This window comes from Paenibacillus sp. JT31N11, from assembly GCF_056269285.1.
This window is the reverse complement of sequence record NZ_JBWDNQ010000002.1, coordinates 623246-641202: the sequence shown is the minus strand read 5'-3', so window position 1 is coordinate 641202 and position 17957 is coordinate 623246. Positions and strand designations below refer to the sequence as shown.

General features: G+C 50.9%; 20 protein-coding genes. 15 read left to right on the top strand and 5 right to left on the bottom strand.

Annotated features, from left to right (window positions below):
* Positions 1 to 9 precede the first annotated feature (9 nt).
* The 4 genes from AC0YNV_RS11150 to thiI all read left to right on the top strand — a co-directional run bounded on the left by AC0YNV_RS11150 (position 10) and on the right by thiI (position 3766).
* On the top strand, positions 10 to 396 hold the full coding sequence (locus AC0YNV_RS11150) for a DUF4190 domain-containing protein (RefSeq protein WP_475768155.1): 387 nt from the start codon (positions 10 to 12) through the stop codon (positions 394 to 396).
* Between the two features lie 156 nt (positions 397 to 552).
* A complete protein-coding gene (locus AC0YNV_RS11145) occupies positions 553 to 1266 on the top strand; it encodes a lytic transglycosylase domain-containing protein (protein ID WP_475768154.1) in 714 nt (237 codons plus the stop codon).
* 119 nt (positions 1267 to 1385) lie between these two features.
* Positions 1386 to 2549, top strand: a complete 1164-nt coding sequence (locus AC0YNV_RS11140) for a cysteine desulfurase family protein (RefSeq protein WP_475768153.1) — start codon at positions 1386 to 1388, stop codon at positions 2547 to 2549.
* Positions 2546 to 3766, top strand: coding sequence for a tRNA uracil 4-sulfurtransferase ThiI (gene thiI, locus AC0YNV_RS11135; protein ID WP_475768152.1), 1221 nt, complete (start codon positions 2546 to 2548; stop codon positions 3764 to 3766). The genes AC0YNV_RS11140 and thiI overlap by 4 nt, the downstream gene beginning before the upstream one ends.
* Positions 3767 to 3802: 36 nt before the next feature.
* Here thiI and AC0YNV_RS11130 read toward each other — a convergent pair whose 3' ends face one another.
* Complete coding sequence (locus AC0YNV_RS11130) at positions 3803 to 4507, bottom strand: TerC family protein (protein WP_475768151.1); 705 nt, start codon at positions 4505 to 4507, stop codon at positions 3803 to 3805.
* A gap of 161 nt (positions 4508 to 4668) precedes the next feature.
* Between AC0YNV_RS11130 and AC0YNV_RS11125 the strand changes: the two genes are divergently transcribed.
* The 7 genes from AC0YNV_RS11125 to AC0YNV_RS11095 all read left to right on the top strand — a co-directional run bounded on the left by AC0YNV_RS11125 (position 4669) and on the right by AC0YNV_RS11095 (position 10184).
* Positions 4669 to 5328 (top strand): TerC family protein, encoded by a 660-nt coding sequence (locus AC0YNV_RS11125; protein WP_475768150.1) that lies wholly within the window; start codon positions 4669 to 4671, stop codon positions 5326 to 5328.
* Positions 5329 to 5436: 108 nt separating this feature from the next.
* Positions 5437 to 5919, top strand: a complete 483-nt coding sequence (locus tag AC0YNV_RS11120; RefSeq protein WP_475768149.1) for a hypothetical protein — start codon at positions 5437 to 5439, stop codon at positions 5917 to 5919.
* Positions 5920 to 5988: 69 nt separating this feature from the next.
* The gene (gene typA, locus AC0YNV_RS11115; RefSeq protein WP_210037678.1) at positions 5989 to 7830 is read left to right on the top strand and encodes a translational GTPase TypA; all 1842 of its coding nucleotides are present in this window, start codon (positions 5989 to 5991) and stop codon (positions 7828 to 7830) included.
* 113 nt (positions 7831 to 7943) lie between these two features.
* Positions 7944 to 8258 (top strand): YlaH-like family protein, encoded by a 315-nt coding sequence (locus AC0YNV_RS11110; protein ID WP_475768148.1) that lies wholly within the window; start codon positions 7944 to 7946, stop codon positions 8256 to 8258.
* A 47-nt stretch (positions 8259 to 8305) separates the two neighbouring features.
* The gene (locus AC0YNV_RS11105) at positions 8306 to 8578 is read left to right on the top strand and encodes a hypothetical protein (RefSeq protein ID WP_210037676.1); all 273 of its coding nucleotides are present in this window, start codon (positions 8306 to 8308) and stop codon (positions 8576 to 8578) included.
* A gap of 135 nt (positions 8579 to 8713) precedes the next feature.
* A complete protein-coding gene (locus AC0YNV_RS11100) occupies positions 8714 to 9649 on the top strand; it encodes an LCP family protein (RefSeq protein WP_475768147.1) in 936 nt (311 codons plus the stop codon).
* 82 nt (positions 9650 to 9731) lie between these two features.
* Entirely contained in the window at positions 9732 to 10184 is a 453-nt protein-coding gene (locus tag AC0YNV_RS11095; protein WP_475768146.1) for a pyridoxamine 5'-phosphate oxidase family protein, read from the top strand.
* Between the two features lie 62 nt (positions 10185 to 10246).
* Here the strand turns inward: AC0YNV_RS11095 and AC0YNV_RS11090 are convergent, their stop codons facing one another.
* Complete coding sequence (locus AC0YNV_RS11090; RefSeq protein ID WP_475768145.1) at positions 10247 to 10792, bottom strand: YhcN/YlaJ family sporulation lipoprotein; 546 nt, start codon at positions 10790 to 10792, stop codon at positions 10247 to 10249.
* A 112-nt stretch (positions 10793 to 10904) separates the two neighbouring features.
* Here AC0YNV_RS11090 and AC0YNV_RS11085 point away from each other — a divergent pair, with 112 nt between their 5' ends.
* Positions 10905 to 12236, top strand: a complete 1332-nt coding sequence (locus AC0YNV_RS11085) for a PhoH family protein (protein ID WP_210037672.1) — start codon at positions 10905 to 10907, stop codon at positions 12234 to 12236.
* A 43-nt stretch (positions 12237 to 12279) separates the two neighbouring features.
* On the opposite strand, the gene AC0YNV_RS11080 is transcribed toward AC0YNV_RS11085, so the two are convergent.
* A complete protein-coding gene (locus tag AC0YNV_RS11080) occupies positions 12280 to 12771 on the bottom strand; it encodes a hypothetical protein (RefSeq protein ID WP_475768144.1) in 492 nt (163 codons plus the stop codon).
* 127 nt (positions 12772 to 12898) lie between these two features.
* Between AC0YNV_RS11080 and AC0YNV_RS11075 the strand changes: the two genes are divergently transcribed.
* Positions 12899 to 14176 carry a sugar ABC transporter substrate-binding protein gene (locus AC0YNV_RS11075; RefSeq protein WP_475768143.1) on the top strand — a complete coding sequence of 426 codons (1278 nt, stop codon included), beginning with the start codon at positions 12899 to 12901 and terminating at the stop codon, positions 14174 to 14176.
* Positions 14177 to 14212: 36 nt separating this feature from the next.
* Here the strand turns inward: AC0YNV_RS11075 and AC0YNV_RS11070 are convergent, their stop codons facing one another.
* Positions 14213 to 15301 (bottom strand): hypothetical protein, encoded by a 1089-nt coding sequence (locus tag AC0YNV_RS11070; protein WP_475768142.1) that lies wholly within the window; start codon positions 15299 to 15301, stop codon positions 14213 to 14215.
* Between the two features lie 134 nt (positions 15302 to 15435).
* On the opposite strand from AC0YNV_RS11070, the gene AC0YNV_RS11065 reads away from it, so the two are divergent.
* Positions 15436 to 16620 (top strand): class I SAM-dependent methyltransferase, encoded by a 1185-nt coding sequence (locus AC0YNV_RS11065; RefSeq protein ID WP_475768141.1) that lies wholly within the window; start codon positions 15436 to 15438, stop codon positions 16618 to 16620.
* 87 nt (positions 16621 to 16707) lie between these two features.
* On the opposite strand, the gene AC0YNV_RS11060 is transcribed toward AC0YNV_RS11065, so the two are convergent.
* Entirely contained in the window at positions 16708 to 16944 is a 237-nt protein-coding gene (locus tag AC0YNV_RS11060) for a DUF2626 domain-containing protein (protein ID WP_210037667.1), read from the bottom strand.
* Positions 16945 to 17214: 270 nt separating this feature from the next.
* Between AC0YNV_RS11060 and AC0YNV_RS11055 the strand changes: the two genes are divergently transcribed.
* A complete protein-coding gene (locus AC0YNV_RS11055; RefSeq protein WP_210037666.1) occupies positions 17215 to 17862 on the top strand; it encodes an RsfA family transcriptional regulator in 648 nt (215 codons plus the stop codon).
* Positions 17863 to 17957 lie beyond the last annotated feature (95 nt).

Below are 17957 nucleotides of genomic sequence, written 5' to 3'. Positions count from 1 at the left end.
GGCTAAGCTATGGAACAACATTCGGAGCATGAATCGCATGATGAGAGCCATAAACATCATAGTTACGGACATGATCATCATCCTTACAATGAGGAAATGTCCGCAGAGCTTGCTGTACCTCCACAGGCTTATCAGACGGATCACACGAAGGAGCATGTCGAAGAAGCAGTTGAGCAAACACGTTCAGCAGGCCAAGCCGCAGGCTGGGCAGCTCTTGTTCTATCCGTATTATCCTGGTTTGTGTGGCCTTTGCTTCTTGGAGCTACAGGAATTGTCGTCGGTTTTATCGCCTACCGGCAGGATGCCAGAGGTCTTGGCCTGTGGTCCATGATTCTCGGACTGATTTCTGTTATTGCTTATCTGGTGATTATCCCGCTTTATTATTCCATTACCTAAATGATTCAGGACCGGCGAAATTGGATTCGCCGGTTTTTACATATCTTGTAATTTTAATACGGCATAGGACTATTGTCTTACTGGCGATTCTTTCTGAAACCATGTAAAATAGATGCAAAAGCTGTCATTTTATGCAATGTACCCAACTGGAGGCCAATGATGAGCATAGATCCGCGTATTATGAAAACACTGCTCCAGCTGCAATGGATGCCTAGTCTTGATTTTACGGGAAGCAGCAGTCCCAATATCCTATCCCCTGGCAGTCAGGAAGACCCTTCCTTGTTCGATACGCTATTATCCCAAATGCTGTCCGGGAGCGGCAGTTCCTTGCAGGAGGATTCAGGATTGCAGGCATTAAACGATGAACTGGCTTCCATAACGACTTTATTCAAACAGCCGCTGCCTTTCTATAATGAACCGGATCTGTCCATGGATAACCCGACTCCAACATTATTTGATCCCTATATAAACGAAGCCTCGGCCAAATACGGGGTTGACCCTTCGCTTGTCAAAGCTGTTATTGATACAGAGTCCGCCTTCAATCCGAATTCCGTGTCCAGCGCCGGCGCGAAAGGCCTTATGCAGCTGATGGATGGAACTGCCCGCGGGCTGGGAGTTGAGAATTCATTTGACCCTCAGCAAAATATCGAGGGCGGCACACGTTATCTCGCTTATCTGCTGGGAAAATACGGCGGCAGCGAGCAGGCGGCTTTGGCAGCGTATAATGCCGGTCCCGGACGTGTCGACCGCGCCGGTATTGCAAGCAATGAGGATTTTGCGCAGAAGCTTGGCGCTCTGCCTGCGGAGACACAGCGTTATGTGGGCAAGGTATTGGCGGCTTTGGAACAATACAGCCCGTCCAATTTCTAATTGAAGCCGAAGATCTTAAGCCTTGAATAGATCGCGAAGAATATCGTGCGCAGAATTTCGCGCCGGCATTCTATCGTTGATCTTTTTATTTTGTGCATATGAAGAAAGGAGAGTGGAGCATGTATTATTTTGACCACTGCGCTTCCACCCCGCCGCATGAGGAAGTGATTCGTACAATGGCCGAGGTGATGGCGAAGCATTATGCCAACCCTTCATCCCTGCACCGGAGCGGTGTGGAAGCCGGCCATTTGCTGGAGCGGTCCAGGAGCGCCATTGCCGGATTATTTGGAACAGAGGCGATGGAATGGGTTTTTACCTCGGGCGGGACGGAGAGCAACAATCTGGCTATTCAAGGCGCAGCCAGAGCGAATGCGCATAAGGGCAAGCATATTATTACAACAGCCATCGAGCATCCATCTGTTTATGAAACCTGCAAGCAGCTGGAGCGTGAAGGATTCCGGATCAGCTTCCTGCCTGTTTCAAGGAACGGGATTGTGAGCCTTGAAGACGTGGAAGCTCATTTAACCGACGAGACGATACTTGTTACCATTATGCATGTGAATAATGAGGTCGGCTCCATTCAGCCGGTCCACCAAATCGGCCGGATGCTCAAAGATCGGCGCCGCGGGATTGTTTTTCATGTGGATGGGGTTCAAAGCGTGGGCAAGCTGCCCATCGATCTGCGGAGCGATAGCATTGATTTGTTCAGCGCTTCCGCGCATAAAGTGAGAGGGCCAAGAGGCGCAGGCCTTTTATATATACGGAGTGGCGTCAAGCTGCATGCTCTGCTTGCAGGCGGGGATCAGGAATTCGGGATGCGCTCAGGCACGGAGAATGTGGCGGCCATTGTTGCATCTGCCAAAGCGTTTCGCATGGCTATGGAGAGCCAGCCGGAACGGTATGAGCGGATGACAGCCTTGAGGCGACTGCTAACAGAAGCAATCGCTCAAATTCCGGAGCTTGTTCTCAATGGAGGGGAGCAGGAGGATATGGCCCCGCATATTGTCAGCTTCTCTTATCCCGGAATGAAGCCGGAGGTATTTATTCATTTGCTGGAGAAGCATAAAATCGCGGCGTCGACCAAATCGGCATGCTCGTCCAAAGACAATAAGCCAAGCCGTGTGCTGGAAGCCATGGGAGTGGGCCAGGCGAGAGCATCGAGCGGCATTCGCGTGAGCTTCGGCGATGAGCATGGTAATCGTGAACTCGAATGGCTTTGCAGCATGCTAGAGACGGTTGTGAAGAAGTTGAAGCCGCTGGAGAGGAAGGAAATACGTTCATGACACCAGACATCATCCTGATTCGCTTCGGCGAGCATACGATAAAAGGACGCAACCGGAGCCAGTTTGAGAAACGCATGCTCCAGCAGGTGAGAGGCGTGCTCGCTCCCTACAGCAGGGCAGCGATCACCCGCAGCTACGGGCGGATTTACGTTGCCTTGAATGGAGAGCCATATGCTGCCATAGCTGAACGGTTGAAGGATATATTCGGTATCGGTTCCTTCAGTCCGGTCAGACGGGTCGAAAATATATTGGAAACCATCCAGGCGGCATCGCTTGACGCCATGCTTTCTCTTTCCCGGGAACCCGCCACATTCAAGGTGTCGGTACGCCGCGTGGAGAAATCCTTTCCGCATGATTCCCAGCAGATGAACCAGCTGGTAGGGGCTCATGTGCTGAGGGCCATGCCGCGCCTCAAGGTTAACGTCAGGGAACCGGAGGTGGAGCTTCGCGTCGAAATCCAGCCCGAGGGCACTTATATTTTCAGCGAGGTTGTGGAAGCTGCCGGCGGTTATCCATTTGCCAGCAACGGCAAAGCCATGCTGCTGCTCTCAGGCGGTATTGACAGCCCGGTCGCAGGTTATTTATCCATGCGCAAGGGGCTGGAAATCGAAGCGGTTCATTTTCACAGCTATCCCTTTACGAGCGAGCAGGCCAAGGAAAAAGTAATTGAGCTGACGAGACGGTTATCCCATTACAGCGGTGCTCCGATAAAGCTGCATCTCGTCTCGTTCACAGAGATCCAGACGGCATTCGCCCAGGCCAAGCAGGATAATCTCATTATCACGCTTATGCGCCGTTCGATGCTTCGCATCGCCCAAATGCTCGCCGTTCAGTCGGGCGCACTCGGAATTGTTACCGGCGACAGCCTGGGCCAGGTGGCCAGCCAGACGCTGAGCAGCATGAATGTAATCGGACGAAGCGCCGAACTTCCGCTGCTGCGTCCGCTTATTATGATGGACAAAGAAGATATTATCCGGATCGCGAAGCGAATCGGCACGTATGAGACCTCGATTCTTCCCTTTGAGGATTGCTGCACCTTGTTTCTGCCGAAATCACCGAGCACCAATCCAAATTTAAATGTAGTCAGCAAGGTGGAGTCTTTTGTACCGGAGCTTGAGGAGATGATTGCGCAGGCGGTTTCGGAGGTGGAGACGCTGGAGATATCGCCGGATGACAAGCTTGGGGCGCAGGCCGCCGGCGACGACGATTGGTTTTAAGCGGGATCGCATATAAAGAAAAAGCAGGGAGCCCGGTCAAGCTTGGGCTTCCCTGCTTTTTTCATTGGAAATTTTGCGGCTTCTTGCAGTGTTTTTCCAAAGGCCTGCGACGATGATGACGACCACGACCAATATGAGGAAGGACCATTCGAACAGCGCGCTGCTCTCAAACACCTGGCTGATCTTGGTTTCATGCGTGATCATTTTTGCTGCTGTGTAGGCGAGAACGCCTGAGCCCAGATAGATGATCCATGGAAACCGTTCGATGATTTTGATAAACAGGGTGCTTCCCCAAACAACCACCGGAACACTGATTAAAAGGCCGAGTATGACGAGGGTTATATTGCCGTGCGCTGCGCCTGCGACTGCGATAACATTGTCTATCCCCATCGCGGCGTCGGCAATGATGATGGTTCGTATGGACTGCCAAAGATTATTGCCTGCCTGGATATCCCCATGATTGTTCTCGTCCACCAGCAGCTTGTAGGCAATCCACAGCAGCAGGATTCCTCCTGTTAGCATGAGCCACGGTATATCCAGCAAATAAACGACCAATATGGTGGCTAATGCCCGGATGCCGACCGCTCCTACCGTTCCCCAGATGACGGCTTTCTTTTGTTGTAATTTAGGTAATTTGCGGGCGGCAAGCCCGATTACAATGGCATTATCCCCTGCAAGAATGAGGTCAATGAATACGATAGTAAGCAAGGCTGAAAAAAATTCAAACGAAAAGAAATCCATCCTCTTGTCCTCTCCCTTCCAACCGTTACCTGATTTTTTAGTATATACGTGCAAGCTCTAGGTTCGATTCATAATTATTTTCTAACATAAGAAGCCCTGCCGGGACATACCGTTTCATAAAGAGGCTCGTATTACAGATAGCATGTGAGAGGTGGCAGGGAATGGACAGCCTGTGGGTCTTTGTTCAAATCATCTTCATTAATATACTGCTCAGCGGCGACAATGCCGTCGTCATCGCCCTTGCCAGCCAGCAGCTGCCCCCGGAGCAGAGGCGCAAGGCGGTATGGTGGGGAGCGGCTGCGGCTATAGGCTTGCGGTGTCTGCTGACTCTGGTGGCCATTACGCTGCTGCAAATACCTTATCTCCAGGCATTGGGCGCTTTGCTGCTCTTCTTGATTGCCGTCAAGCTGGTGATGGATGCGGCGTCTCCTGCCGAGCAGTCCCATCAAATTCGCAAACCCGGCTCCCTTGCGGGAGCGATCCGTACCATTGTGGTCGCCGATTTTATTATGAGTCTGGATAATGTGCTTGCCATTGCAGCCGTTGCCGAAGGCGAGCCTATAATGATTATGCTGGGAATCGGACTCAGTATCCCTATCATTATTTGGGGAAGCCAACTGCTCGGCAATCTGTTGAAGCGCTATCCGCCGCTGGTTTATGCGGGAGGCGGATTGCTCGGCTACGCCGCAGGGGAGATGCTTGTACATGATCCCGGGCTTGCCGGATTGGGGCTTCACAGCTTCCCTACCATGCAGCAGGCGCTGCCGATTTTATGTGTTCCATTTGTCATAATTATCGCGCTGCTCCGTCTGAAAAGATGAAGCAGTGTTTTTTTTGTGTGGATTTTAGTCTGTTGCACTGGTTTTTTGCTGTCCGTTCCAGTACACTATAGTAATGATAAAAAGTGTCGAGAGAAAGGAACTTTGGGCATGTCGAAAAATCAATACACCGTCGGTTTTCTTTTTTTATTCGCCGGCGCTGTAATTCTGCTCGGGAAGCTTGGCCTGTTTGCGTTTATCGGGACGAACTTCTGGCCGCTTTTCGTGCTGATCCCAGGCATATTGCTGCACGTGCTGTTTTTCGGCAGATTGCTTCCCACATTTGTGCTTGTGCCTGGGGCGATATTGTCGATAAGCGCCTTAATTTTTTTCTTTTGTATTGCATTCGGGTGGAGCAATATGCAGTACTTATGGCCTTTGTTTATTTTTGGGGCTGCGGTCGGGTTGTACGAATTCCATCTGTTTGAAATGGCCCATCCCAAATTTCCATTGACGCTTGCTATAACTCTTGCGTTGATTGCCGCATCTTTTTTCGTAATCATGGTATTCTGGGGCTGGGGGTTGTATATTGTTGCGGCAGGTCTTATTGCGATCGGCGCCTGGCTGGTAGCCGGGAGAAAGACCCGCTGGTAAGTGTGTGTGCGCAAGTGACGGTTGGATTATAATAAAGATAAACTAAACAAAGTGGAGTGGATACTGAACATGCAAGCCAGAGAAAATTTACGCAATATCGCGATTATCGCACACGTTGACCATGGGAAAACGACTCTCGTCGACAAACTGCTTCAACAATCCGGTACGTTCCGGGACAATGAAGCCGTACAGGAGCGGGCCATGGACTCCAATGATTTGGAACGGGAACGCGGAATTACCATCCTTGCCAAAAATACAGCGATCAACTATAAGGATTATTTGATCAATATCGTAGATACGCCGGGACATGCCGACTTTGGCGGCGAAGTTGAACGGATTATGAAAATGGTTGACGGCGTGCTGCTGGTCGTCGATGCGTTCGAAGGCTGTATGCCGCAGACGAAATTCGTGCTCCGCAAAGCGCTTGAAAGCAACTTGACGCCGATTGTCGTATTGAATAAAATCGACCGTCCCAACGCCAGCCCTTCCGATGTGGTTGACGAGGTGCTCGATCTGTTTATCGAACTCGGCGCAAGCGACGAGCAGCTTGACTTTCCGGTTGTTTATGCATCCGCATTGATGGGGACTTCCAGCCTGAATGTGGATAAACAGGATGAGAATATGCAGGCTTTGTACGAAACGATCATCGAACATATTCCATCTCCGACAGAGAGCGTGGATGAATCGCTGCAGTTTCTCGTTACCCTGCTGGACTACAATGAATATTTGGGCCGTATCGCTGTCGGCCGTGTGAACCGCGGCAAGATCCGCCAGGGTCAATCCGTAGCTGTCATTAACCGCGAAGGCGTGGTGAAGCAGGCGCGTATCGAGAAGCTGTTCGGCTTCCAGGGCTTGAAGCGCATCGAGGTTGAAGAAGCCGGAGCGGGCGATATCGTGGCGATCGCCGGCATCCGTGAGATCAATATCGGGGAAACCATCGCAGACCCTGCGAACCCTGAAGCTTTGCCGGTGCTTAAGATCGATGAGCCTACCCTGCAGATGACCTTTCTGGTCAACAACAGCCCGTTTGCGGGTCGTGAAGGAAAATGGGTAACCTCGCGTAAACTCCGTGAGAGACTGTTTAAAGAGCTTGAGACTGATGTTGCCCTGCGCGTCGATGAAACGGACAGCCCGGATGCCTTTGTCGTATCCGGACGCGGAGAGCTTCACCTGGGCATATTGATCGAAAATATGCGTCGTGAAGGCTTTGAAATGCAGGTGTCCAAGCCGGAAGTTATCGTGAAGGAAATCGATGGCAAGAAAATGGAGCCATACGAGCGCCTGCTGATCGATGTACCGGAAGAAAGCACAGGCTCGGTCATGGAGAGCCTTGGTGCACGCAAAGCGGAAATGGTCAATATGATTAATAATGGAACAGGCCAGGTACGTCTGGAATTCATCATTCCTGCTCGCGGGCTTATTGGTTACCGGACGAACTTCCTGACACTGACTCGCGGCTATGGCATCATGAATCATGCCTTTGATAATTACGGCCAATTCGTCGGCACTTCGGTTGGCGGACGTCATCAAGGGGTTCTGGTTGCCAGCGAGAATGGCGTATCCACATTTTACGGCATGTTTGGTGTCGAGGACCGCGGAGTGCTGTTCCTCGAACCGGGGACTGAAGTCTATGAAGGCATGATTGTAGGCGAGCATAATCGCGACAGCGATATTATCGTCAACATTTGTAAGGAGAAACAGCTGAACAATATTCGTACCGCCTCCAAGGATGATACGGTTCGCTTGAAAACACCGGTATTGTTCTCGCTGGAGCAGGCACTTGAATATTTGAATGACGATGAGTATTGCGAAGTAACGCCAAAATCCATTCGTCTGCGCAAGAAGATTTTGAATAAGAGCGAACGTGAGCGTGCCGATAAGCAGCGCAGAACAGCACAATCGGGCGTATAATCCATTATTTCACGAGCTCTTTCATGGCAGGGTGGCGGACCGACTTCGGTTCGATTACCCTGCCGTTTTCATTAGAAACCTATAACGTAGAATAAGAAGGAGGAGGCTGCAGGATGCAAAACTGGTTTCACAGCCATCCCGTTATTACGTATATTATCATCTTGTGCTTGGTTATCTATATCTTCAATTCAGTGTTCCGGGTACAGCGGCTGCCCATTATCAAGGAAATTCTGGTTCATCTCGTCATGGCTGCCGGCGCATTCGTATTGTTCGTATTCCAAATCGACAAGCTGCCGATTATTCAATGTATGTCGGTTGCCGTGATTATGATGCTGATGCTGCGCGGGCGCCAGCTTTACGACAAGTGGAAAGGCAAGGGATCGAGCTCCGAACCTCCCGCCGATCCAAGCAATAAGCCGACCCGTTAACCGGCACAGGCAAATAATCCATTTGATGAACAGGAGGTGGCAGCATCATGCGGTTTGAAGACGCCCTGTTTAACTGGCTGCAAATTCAGCTCGTTGCTGAAGGAAGACCCCATGATGGCGCCGCTCTGGATACGCGTGATTTTTTTCTGCAAATCCTGACGGAGGACCATCATGTCACACAGATCGTTATCGACAAGGTTGATGACACGATGATTCATGTCCGCTATGAGAAGGAAGGGCGCAGTAAAGTCCAGATGATCCCTCGTGAAGCGGGTGAACAGCTGCTCAATGACATCAAGGAAAACCCGAAATATAACTGATTGAAGGTGGAAGCGATGAGTAAGTCCTCTATGCCGCCGAGATCGACTTCGCGAGGTTCCAGGAAATCGGACGGGCCTCAAGGATCCGGAGGCAACAAAAAACCAAAAAAGCGTGTTTATTGGATGCGGCGCATCATGGTTGTCATCCTGCTCGTATTGATAGCGATTGCCGGCTACCTCTACTGGCTGTATAAAGATACGCTTGGCAGCATTACAACGGATGCCGATCCTTCTGTGGAAGTGCCTGCGTCAGAATCCGTTAAAGTGAAACCGGTCACCTTTTTGCTGCTGGGCTTCGATACCCGTAAGGAAACAGGAAGTCTGAACACGGACGTGATGATGATCGCCACATTCAATCCGAACACGAAGAAATCGACGGTCGTTTCCATCCCGCGGGATTCGGAAATCGATCTGGATGGTTATAGAGTCCGGAAAGCCAATGGTTATTATGCGGCATTCCTGTCCAGTGCCAAGAAAGATGGCCTCGAGCAGAAGGATGCGGAGAAAAAGGCGAAACAAGGGATGCGCGAAATGTTCGGCGAATTTTTTGATATACCTATCGATTATACGGCCACGATCAACTTCGAGGGCTTTGCCGATGTAGTCGATGCACTCGGCGGTATTCAGGTCGATGTGGATATGGATATGCATTACGTGGATAATGCGGATGGCACGAACATAGACTTGTCTAAGGGCGTCCAGGTGCTAAACGGCAAGCAGGCTCTGGATTTTGTCCGTTACCGCAAATCCAATGACGGCAAGAATATGTCCAGCGACTTTGACCGCAACAAACGTGAAAGTCAGGTATTGGGAGAGATTGCCGATAAACTGAAGTCGTTCTCCGGGGTGACCAAAATCGGAGGCGTGATTAAAGCGGTAGGCGATAATATGCGTATGGATGTTCCTTCCGCCGAGGTGCAGAACATGCTTAAGACCTATTTCGGGATGGGCCGCGACGATATTGAGTTTATTCCGCTGACGGGTGTCTGGAAAAGCCCATATGTCCATCTGGACGAAGCAAAGCTTGCTGAAGCCAAAGCGGCTCTGAAGTCAAAACTGGCGGCGGAATGACGGGTGGTAAGAGCGTTCATGGCTATGTTATAATGGACGCATCGGGCGCAATCTTGACTATTTGAGCAAGGAGGTTATGCGGATGACCGAAACCGTTACTGCGCTCTCTGAATCATTGTTCCAACAATTGCAAAACGAACCATTCGCACTTCTCCACACGATTGATGCGGAAGCCGGTTCTCCGACCTCCAGCGCAGTTTCATGGATTTATCCAGTGAATGAATCCACGCTCCGGTTTGCCATTGACGGGCGTTCCCGGCTGGCTATGAATATGTTGTCCAAAGCCGACGTTAGCGTCACTGTGTTCGTGCCCGGGAGTATCCAGACCATATACGGCACAGCCCGTCTGGTCAAGGATTCACTAGATGAGGTTCCTTTCAAGCTGGTCTGCTTCGATATTGAAATCGGGTATATCCGTGATGCGATGTTCTATGGATCGCGCTTGTCCGCCATGCCGGGGTATGAGAAAACCTACGATAAACGAGCTGCGGATAAACTGGATCGACAGGTGTTTGCCGCCATGAAAAAAGCCTAGTGTAAAGCTGCTAGGCTTTTTGTGTCTTTGTTTGGCGTCTCGCTTTTAGGCGATCAGCTCTTTTACAAATTTTTCTGGAGCTTGGGTTGGTTCGGATTGCCATGCTCCATATTTCTTGGCTGCGTGTCCCGCGGCATCTGCGGCACGATGCGTCCGATAATATCGGACATCTCTTCCGCAAAGCCCTGAAGGGGCCGACCCTGCCTGATATCGGTGCCCATTTCGTTCAATCGGTGGGTTAAATCCATATCTGCCGTGACAGCCGCATCTATGCCGTAGGGATCCTTGCGTAAAGCTTCCGCAACCGCATATTTGATCGTTCCAACACGGGAACGGTCCAGCTTGCCATCCACATCGATTCCAACTACCGCCGTATTATTAAACACGACGCAGTGCGCACCTTTCACACCCGGAACTTGGTTTGCCAAGGCTTCCAGATGGGCTGCGACCTGCTTTGGACTGCTGATGGGCTCTTTGTGCGGGGTGGTCTGCTGCACACGTACACCTTTAGTATTCTGTGGAGAGGGTGATGTCTCATTGCGAGCAACAGTTCCACAGCCTGTTGCGAGCAAGCAAAGAATCATAGCCGATGCTAGCCACTTACTCATTATCGCCACCTGCCTTTCATCATTCACATTTCATTCGAGCATAGTTTGCCCCATTCAGGTATCGCGCTATGTATGCCTTGGTTACGAAATTCCAACGCCAGGAGGGCTCACGATGAAAAAAATATTCGTGCTCGACACTAATGTGCTACTGCATGATCCACAAGCATTCTTCGCATTTGATGACAATGAAGTGATTATTCCCGCGGTGGTGTTGGAAGAAATAGATTCGAAAAAAAGACTGGCCGACGAATTGGGCCGAAACGCGCGTTCCATCTCACGGATTCTGGATCAAATGCGCGAGAAAGGCCGGCTGCATGAGGGAATCAAGCTTGATAACGGCGGACTCCTCAAGGTAGAGCTGAATCATCGGAGCTTCGTCCGTGTGCAGGAAATGTTCGGCGAAATGTCTAACGATAACCGCATACTGGCGGTGGCCCTGAATTATCAGATGGAGGAAGAAAACAAAGGGGAAAAAAGACCGGTTGTTATTGTAAGCAAGGATGTGCTGGTCAGGATCAAAGCGGATGTGCTGGGACTCTCCGCACAGGATTATTTGTCCGACCGGGTAGTATCGCCATCGGAGGAGTATGCCGGGTATTTGACGATATTCGTTCATCCCAGCGTCATCGACGAATTTTACACGTACCGTTTCCTGACGATCAAAAATATGCAGCTGGGCACCAGGCTCCATCCCAATGAATTCGTTATTCTAAGAGATGAGATGGGCACTTCGAAGTCTGCGCTGCTCAAGGTTACGCAGGATGGGGCGAGACTGGAGCCGCTATATTTGAGCAATGATCCGGTGTGGGGCATCACGGCCCGCAACGCGCAGCAGAGGATGGCGCTGGAGCTGCTATTATGCGATGATATTCCGCTGGTCACATTGACGGGAAAAGCCGGAACAGGTAAGACGCTGCTGGCCTTGGCAGCAGGGCTGATGAAGGTGGAGGATGAGCACAAGTACAAAAAGCTCCTGATCGCAAGACCTGTTGTTCCGATGGGGAAGGATATCGGCTATTTGCCGGGAGAAAAAGAGGAGAAGCTGCGTCCGTGGATGCAGCCCATCTATGATAATCTGGAGTTTCTGTTCGATACCAAAAAATCCGGCGATATCGACAAAATTTTGATGGGGCTGGGCAGTATCCAGGTTGAGGCGCTCACCTATATCCGCGGCCGTTCTATTCCGGGACAGTTCATTATTATCGACGAGGCCCAGAATTTGACCAGGCATGAGGTCAAGACCATTGTCTCCCGTGTCGGTGAGGGCAGTAAGATCGTCCTTATGGGGGATCCCGAGCAGATTGACCATCCCTATCTGGATTCTATCAGCAACGGGCTGACCCATATTGTGGAGACATTCAAGCAGGAGAACATAAGCGGCCACATGACGCTTGAGAAAGGCGAACGGTCAAGGCTGGCCCAATTGGCCGCCGATTTGCTGTAAGGCCTCTGCAGAGCCGGCAGAGCGGCAGGATGAGACGACGGACTTACAGCAGAAGATCTGTCCTGCAGCGGTAAGCGCGGGCAATGCCCTCAATAAGCTCGATTTGTTCACGGTCGACAGCCAGCAGCTGTCGGCCTTCTTTATGCTGCTTTGCGGCGCTGTGTTCTTCGCACTGCTCAAGAGCTTGCGCAAGCTCCGAGTCGCCGCCGCCGGAGGACAGTTCCATAACCGCCGCAAGATGCAAATCCAGATAACGGCTGCCGGAGCGGGTCCGGACCCCGTAATCTTCAAATTTCCGCTCATTCACTTCCCAGCTCTCTTCAAGCGCCAACCAAATTCCCCTGTCCGTTTCCACGCGGTAATGCTGGACAAAATTCTCAATCTCCGCCGCTTCTGCCTCACTGGATACGAATAATAGGGTTTTGTCGCGGTCAAGCAGGGTGACTGTATTGGCAATGCCCTTCACGATCTGCGCGTAATAACCGGGCAGCTTATCCCCGGGCAGATGAAGCTCTACGCTATGGATGACATTCATCAAATGTAAATCTCCTTCCAGCATTGTGACAATCTATAGGCGACAACACGCCGCTTTATTGCTAAACTATAGGTAAGTATACGGTTTGGTCTGACTTGAAGTCAAAGGTGACTGAGGGAGGGAAAAGGTGTCTCGCAGGAAACTGGTTGTACTGCTGCTGGGCATATGCACGATATGCGCAGCTCTGCTTGTTCCGATGATTGGCAAACCCGGCTCGCCAAACACGATTTCCGGAGGATTGCCTTCAGAGGAGCAGCCGTTAACGGTTGACAATGGTAGCGAGGATGTGGCGACCGTTCGCATAGCCGTCTCCATGAGTGAGACGGAGTTTCAGTATTGGCAGAAGAGCGAAGAGAACTTCGAGAGCAGGTTCCCGCAAATCAGGGTCGACTTGGCGAATTTTCCCGGACCTGATGCATATGCCAAGTGGAAGGAAGCGGCCCATGGCGGAGAGCCCTTCGATATCATGCTGCTGGACAACAACCGCGTTCGCGAGTTTGCGGTTCAGGGCTATCTGCTGCCTGCTGATGATATTTATACGGGAGATTCCCTTGCGGATCAATTGGAAGCGTTAACAGATACGTTGAAATGGAACGGCTCCATGTGGGGAGTCGCGCTGGATATCAACCCTATGCTGATCGTGTGGCAAACGGAGCTGTTGAAGCAAGCGGGTATGAATGAGCCTCCTGAGAATTGGGAGTCTTTCGTGAAGGGATATAATGGTCTGCAGGCCGCGTCACCTAAGGTGGAACCGGTTAGTCTTGCGATGTCTGATCCCCGGCAGATGCTGGCATGGCTTGGTATGTTCGATTCCAATGCGGAGGATGCAGCCAATCTTCATCCAATGAACGCAGAGATGAAGGAGCAGCTCCGGTTTCTCGGCCCTTTCAGCAAGCCGCAGACGGAACAGGGTGCCGAATCAGGCAAGAATACCGTTCCGGACAAATTGAAAAGCGGCGAACTGCTCTCGGCTGTTATGCCCTGGTCGGAATACAGGAGCATGATGTTGTCCAATAATGGATCTGTAAGCGCTGGTCCGCAGCGAAGTCCGCTGAGCTGGATCGGAGGCAGAAGCTTTGTATTATCCGCGCAATCGCTGTGGCCGGATCAGGCGCGTTTGTGGATCAATGAAATGGTGATAAAAAGCTCGCAGCTTGACCGCTATGAAACGTTCGGCAGGCTGCCGGCAAGAAAATCGGCTTATGCAGGTGAATTTGAATCTGACAGCATGGCGAAGAAACCGCCTTATTGGGTGCTCAGTTTATTCAAAAGCAAGGTCTTCATTCCGGATCCTTCATGGTCCGAGCGTTGGGAGCGCTGGACAAGTCTCTGGGAGACGGACGACCGGCAGCCTTTTGAAGCGCTGGACATGGAGAAAATGATTGAGAACTGGAATGGATCATAAAGATATAAAGAAGCGGCGCAACATGCGCCGCTTCTTTTACAGATTGACAGCCAGCTTGACGATCAGCTTCCCATCTTCGATCGATACGGATTTGGCCTTAAGGAAAGAAACAATCCGCTGAGGATAGAAGCCCAGATCGAATTCTTTCTCCAGCGATTGTCTGGTTGTATCCGGAAGAACAAGACCGTTGAATACCAGTTCGTTTACATGGAACAAGATGGCCGTTCCTTCATCCGTTTCCTCCACCGTATAGCGCCCTGTGAGCTTAACCTCAAGTCCGTCGCGTTTGCCTGTTACGATAACGGCGTCGTTAGTGAAGGCAAATGCAAAATTATTGAACATTTCATTTTGCTCCCGCAAAAAAGCGTTCAGCTTATCCTCCGGTATCGAGAGCGTATAGTTGAAGCCGTCAATCTCCAGTAAATTATTATTGTTCTGTACCCAGTCCGGCATATTTTTCATCGCTTTGGATAATGCGCTGAAATATTTTCTGACCTCAAGCAGGCCGACGTTCTGCCAGAAATCAGTCAGCTCCGATATCATCTGCCGCAGCTTTTCTTCGTCGGACCGGCCGCTCAGGCTGCTGTCAATATCTTTGGAAAGAGCGGAGACGCGGTCGCGCTGTTCTTTCAAGCGGACTTCCACTTCAGCAAGCTGCTTGGATTCGCGGTCCAACTGCTGAATGCCCTTCTGAATGCCATTATACTGCTGCTTATATTCATTCAATGTCACCTTGTCATGAGAGAAAATAAAGTTGAAATAGTCCAGCATTGTCAGTAAATCCGCAAGATTTCCCGATTTCAGCAGCGCAGTCATCAGAATATCGCGTTCCCCAGTGTAATAGGCTCGCAGGACAGCTCCGGCTTCCTCTCTCTGTTTATCCATGATCAGCTCCTGTGTCTGAAGCGAGGAACGGGATTGATCAAGCTGGCCAGCAATCGCTTTCTGCTGCTCGGCTATCCGGGTGATCTCCTTGTCCAATTCCACGACGGAGAGGCTCTTTTCCATAATGCGTCTTACTTCTTCATCCTCCGGCGACTGGGCGAGAACAGGGTAAACCGTCAGCCAAATGGCGAGGGCGCTGGCGGCGAAAGCCAGAAGCCCACGGCGTTTCGTTGCTCTCAAGAATAAAGCTCCCCCTTTATGATTTTCAAGCGGCCGTACGAAATCAGGATTTTATCATGAACTAATATATGCGGTATAATTTTCTATTATATCTTGAAAAGGCTAATTTGTCCTTGACATGGAGGTAGGCGTAAGTGAATGAATCAGAGCCGTTGAGAGTCCGGATTGCTGAGCGGATTGAACGGAATGGCACGCAAGGAAGGCTGTACAACAAACATAGAGGTGGAGAACATACGCTTCGCTGCCTGTCTTTTTATGACTATATGGATATGTGTTTATATGATGAGATGGGCGGATACTATCGTTCGGGCGAGGTGCGCGTTGGCAAAACGGGAGACTTCTACACAAGCTCGCATCTGGGGTCCGTGATGGGTGACAAGCTTGCGGAATTTATTGCCGGGCTTGCGGAATCCTTTGGGAAAGAAGCCAATGCGGCCGAGTGGGGAGCGGGAACCGGCAGATTGTCCCGGCAGCTGCTGGCTGCCTGGAAACGGACCGGACATATGCCGCTTGGAATGATGCACTACACGGTTGTTGATGCCAACCCGGTACATCTGGCCGCTGCGCAAAGCCTGCTGGAGCCGGACCGCGAGGGGCTTGGCAGTATGCGGTTTATGTCCCCGGCAGAAGCAGAGGCTGCCGATTGGCGATCAGGGCCGCTCATTGTCGTCGCCAACGAGCTGCTCGATGCCTTCCCCGTTCATCGGGTTGTCAAGCTGGATGGCCGCTTATGGGAGCTCGGCGTCGCCAGCACCGGTGGAGGCAGCATCTCTTTCTGGCCGCAGGAGGCAGCTTTTCAATACGCCTGTATACCGCTGACCGACCCTGACATCGAAAAGTCTCTGAGTCTCGACGGGGTGGAGCTGCAGGAGGGACAGGAAGCGGAAGTCAATCTTGCTGCGGAACGGTGGATCGCTGCGATGGCCGGGATCATCCGGCAGGGAGCGATGATTCTGATTGACTACGGACATGAGGCGAAAGAGCTTTATGCGCCGCATCGAATGAACGGAACGCTGCATTGCTATAAGGATCATATCGCGCATGAGGACCCGTTTGTCTCTATCGGCGAGCAGGATATAACCTCCCATGTGAATTTTACCGCTTGTATGCGGGCCGCCAAAGCCTCTGGCTGGCAAATCAGTTATTACGATACACAAAAGCGCTTTCTGGTGGATCAGGGTGTGCTTGACGACCTCATTGCGCATGACGGGCGAAATCCGTTCGGCGATGAATCCAGGCGCAATCGGGCCATTGCGCAGCTTCTTTTAGGAAACGGGATGAGTGAGACATTCAAGGTACTGGTGCTGCGCAAGGAATAACGGCAGGAACGGAAAAAAGGCTGCTGAACGAAGAGGGATTTCTTCGTTCGGCAGCCTTTTGCTTATTTGTTGTCACGAAAGGATGTATTAGAAAGGGTTGCCCATTACGAATACGGTCCAATACGTAAAGCCGACGAATGAGATAAACATATAACCCCAGAACATCAGCAGGTAGGTTTTTTCAGAAAAGTTCAGATAGCCTAACAGGACAAACACGACCGTTTGGATAAAGAACAACAACGCCATCTCGTTCATATCCCCGGCAAACGCCATCAGCGCAATGACCAACGTCCAAAAGCCGAGCACCCGAAACATACGTGCCATGATTTCATCCCCCTCTCGCAAGTACAAGACCCGATTTCTATTGCCCATTATATCGTTTTGGGAAACCGCTGTAAACCAGTGACCGGTGACGAATTGGCAAACTTTACGACCTTTTGGTGATGCATGTTATTTAGTTTGTGACAATTCGGAGTAAAACATGTATGAGCTTTCGAAAAAATGGATATACAATTTAGTATCCGATAGATTCTATGAACTCTACCAAGCGCATAGAGATAAAGTAAGCGCCTAATGTTAGGAGGTTTTCGTTGCATGACAGCAGTCAGACAAGATGCGTGGAGCCCGGATGACGATCTCATCCTCGCCGAGGTAACCCTGCGTCACATTCGCGAAGGCAGCACACAACTGGCCGCTTTCGAAGAAGTGGGTGAACGGATCGCCCGAACTTCCGCCGCATGTGGATTTCGATGGAACAGTTGTGTCCGCAAGCGTTATGAAGAAGCTATACAAATCGCGAAACAGCAGCGTCAAAAACGGAACTATATGAAAAAACAAACGTTTGTGGCGGCTCCTCATGTTTCTTCGATTGCCGTTATCGATGGGGAAGAACGCACGTACAAAAGTGAACCGCTGACGGAAGAGTCGTTATCCATCGATATGGTCATTCGTTTCCTTCGTCAATGGAAAGGGACTTATCAAGAGCTCACAAGACAGATCAAAACGCTTGAACGGGATGTCCGTGACAAGGATGAAGAGCTGTACACGCTTCGTGAGCAGAATCAGAAGCTTTCGCTTGAAGTGAACAGCGCGCAAACGGATTACCGTACCGTCAACGATGACTACAAAACGCTGATCCAGATTATGGATCGGGCGCGCAGGCTCACGGTGTTGACGGAGGAAGACGAATCAAAGCCGCGGTTCAAAATGGATGCAAACGGTAATCTTGAGCGTATTGAGTAACAAATTAAATACTTGCAAATGAAGAAATCTCGCCCATCCGAGCAGGAATGGCGGGATTTTTTGCTTTTCGCATGCTACGATACAGATACTACTAG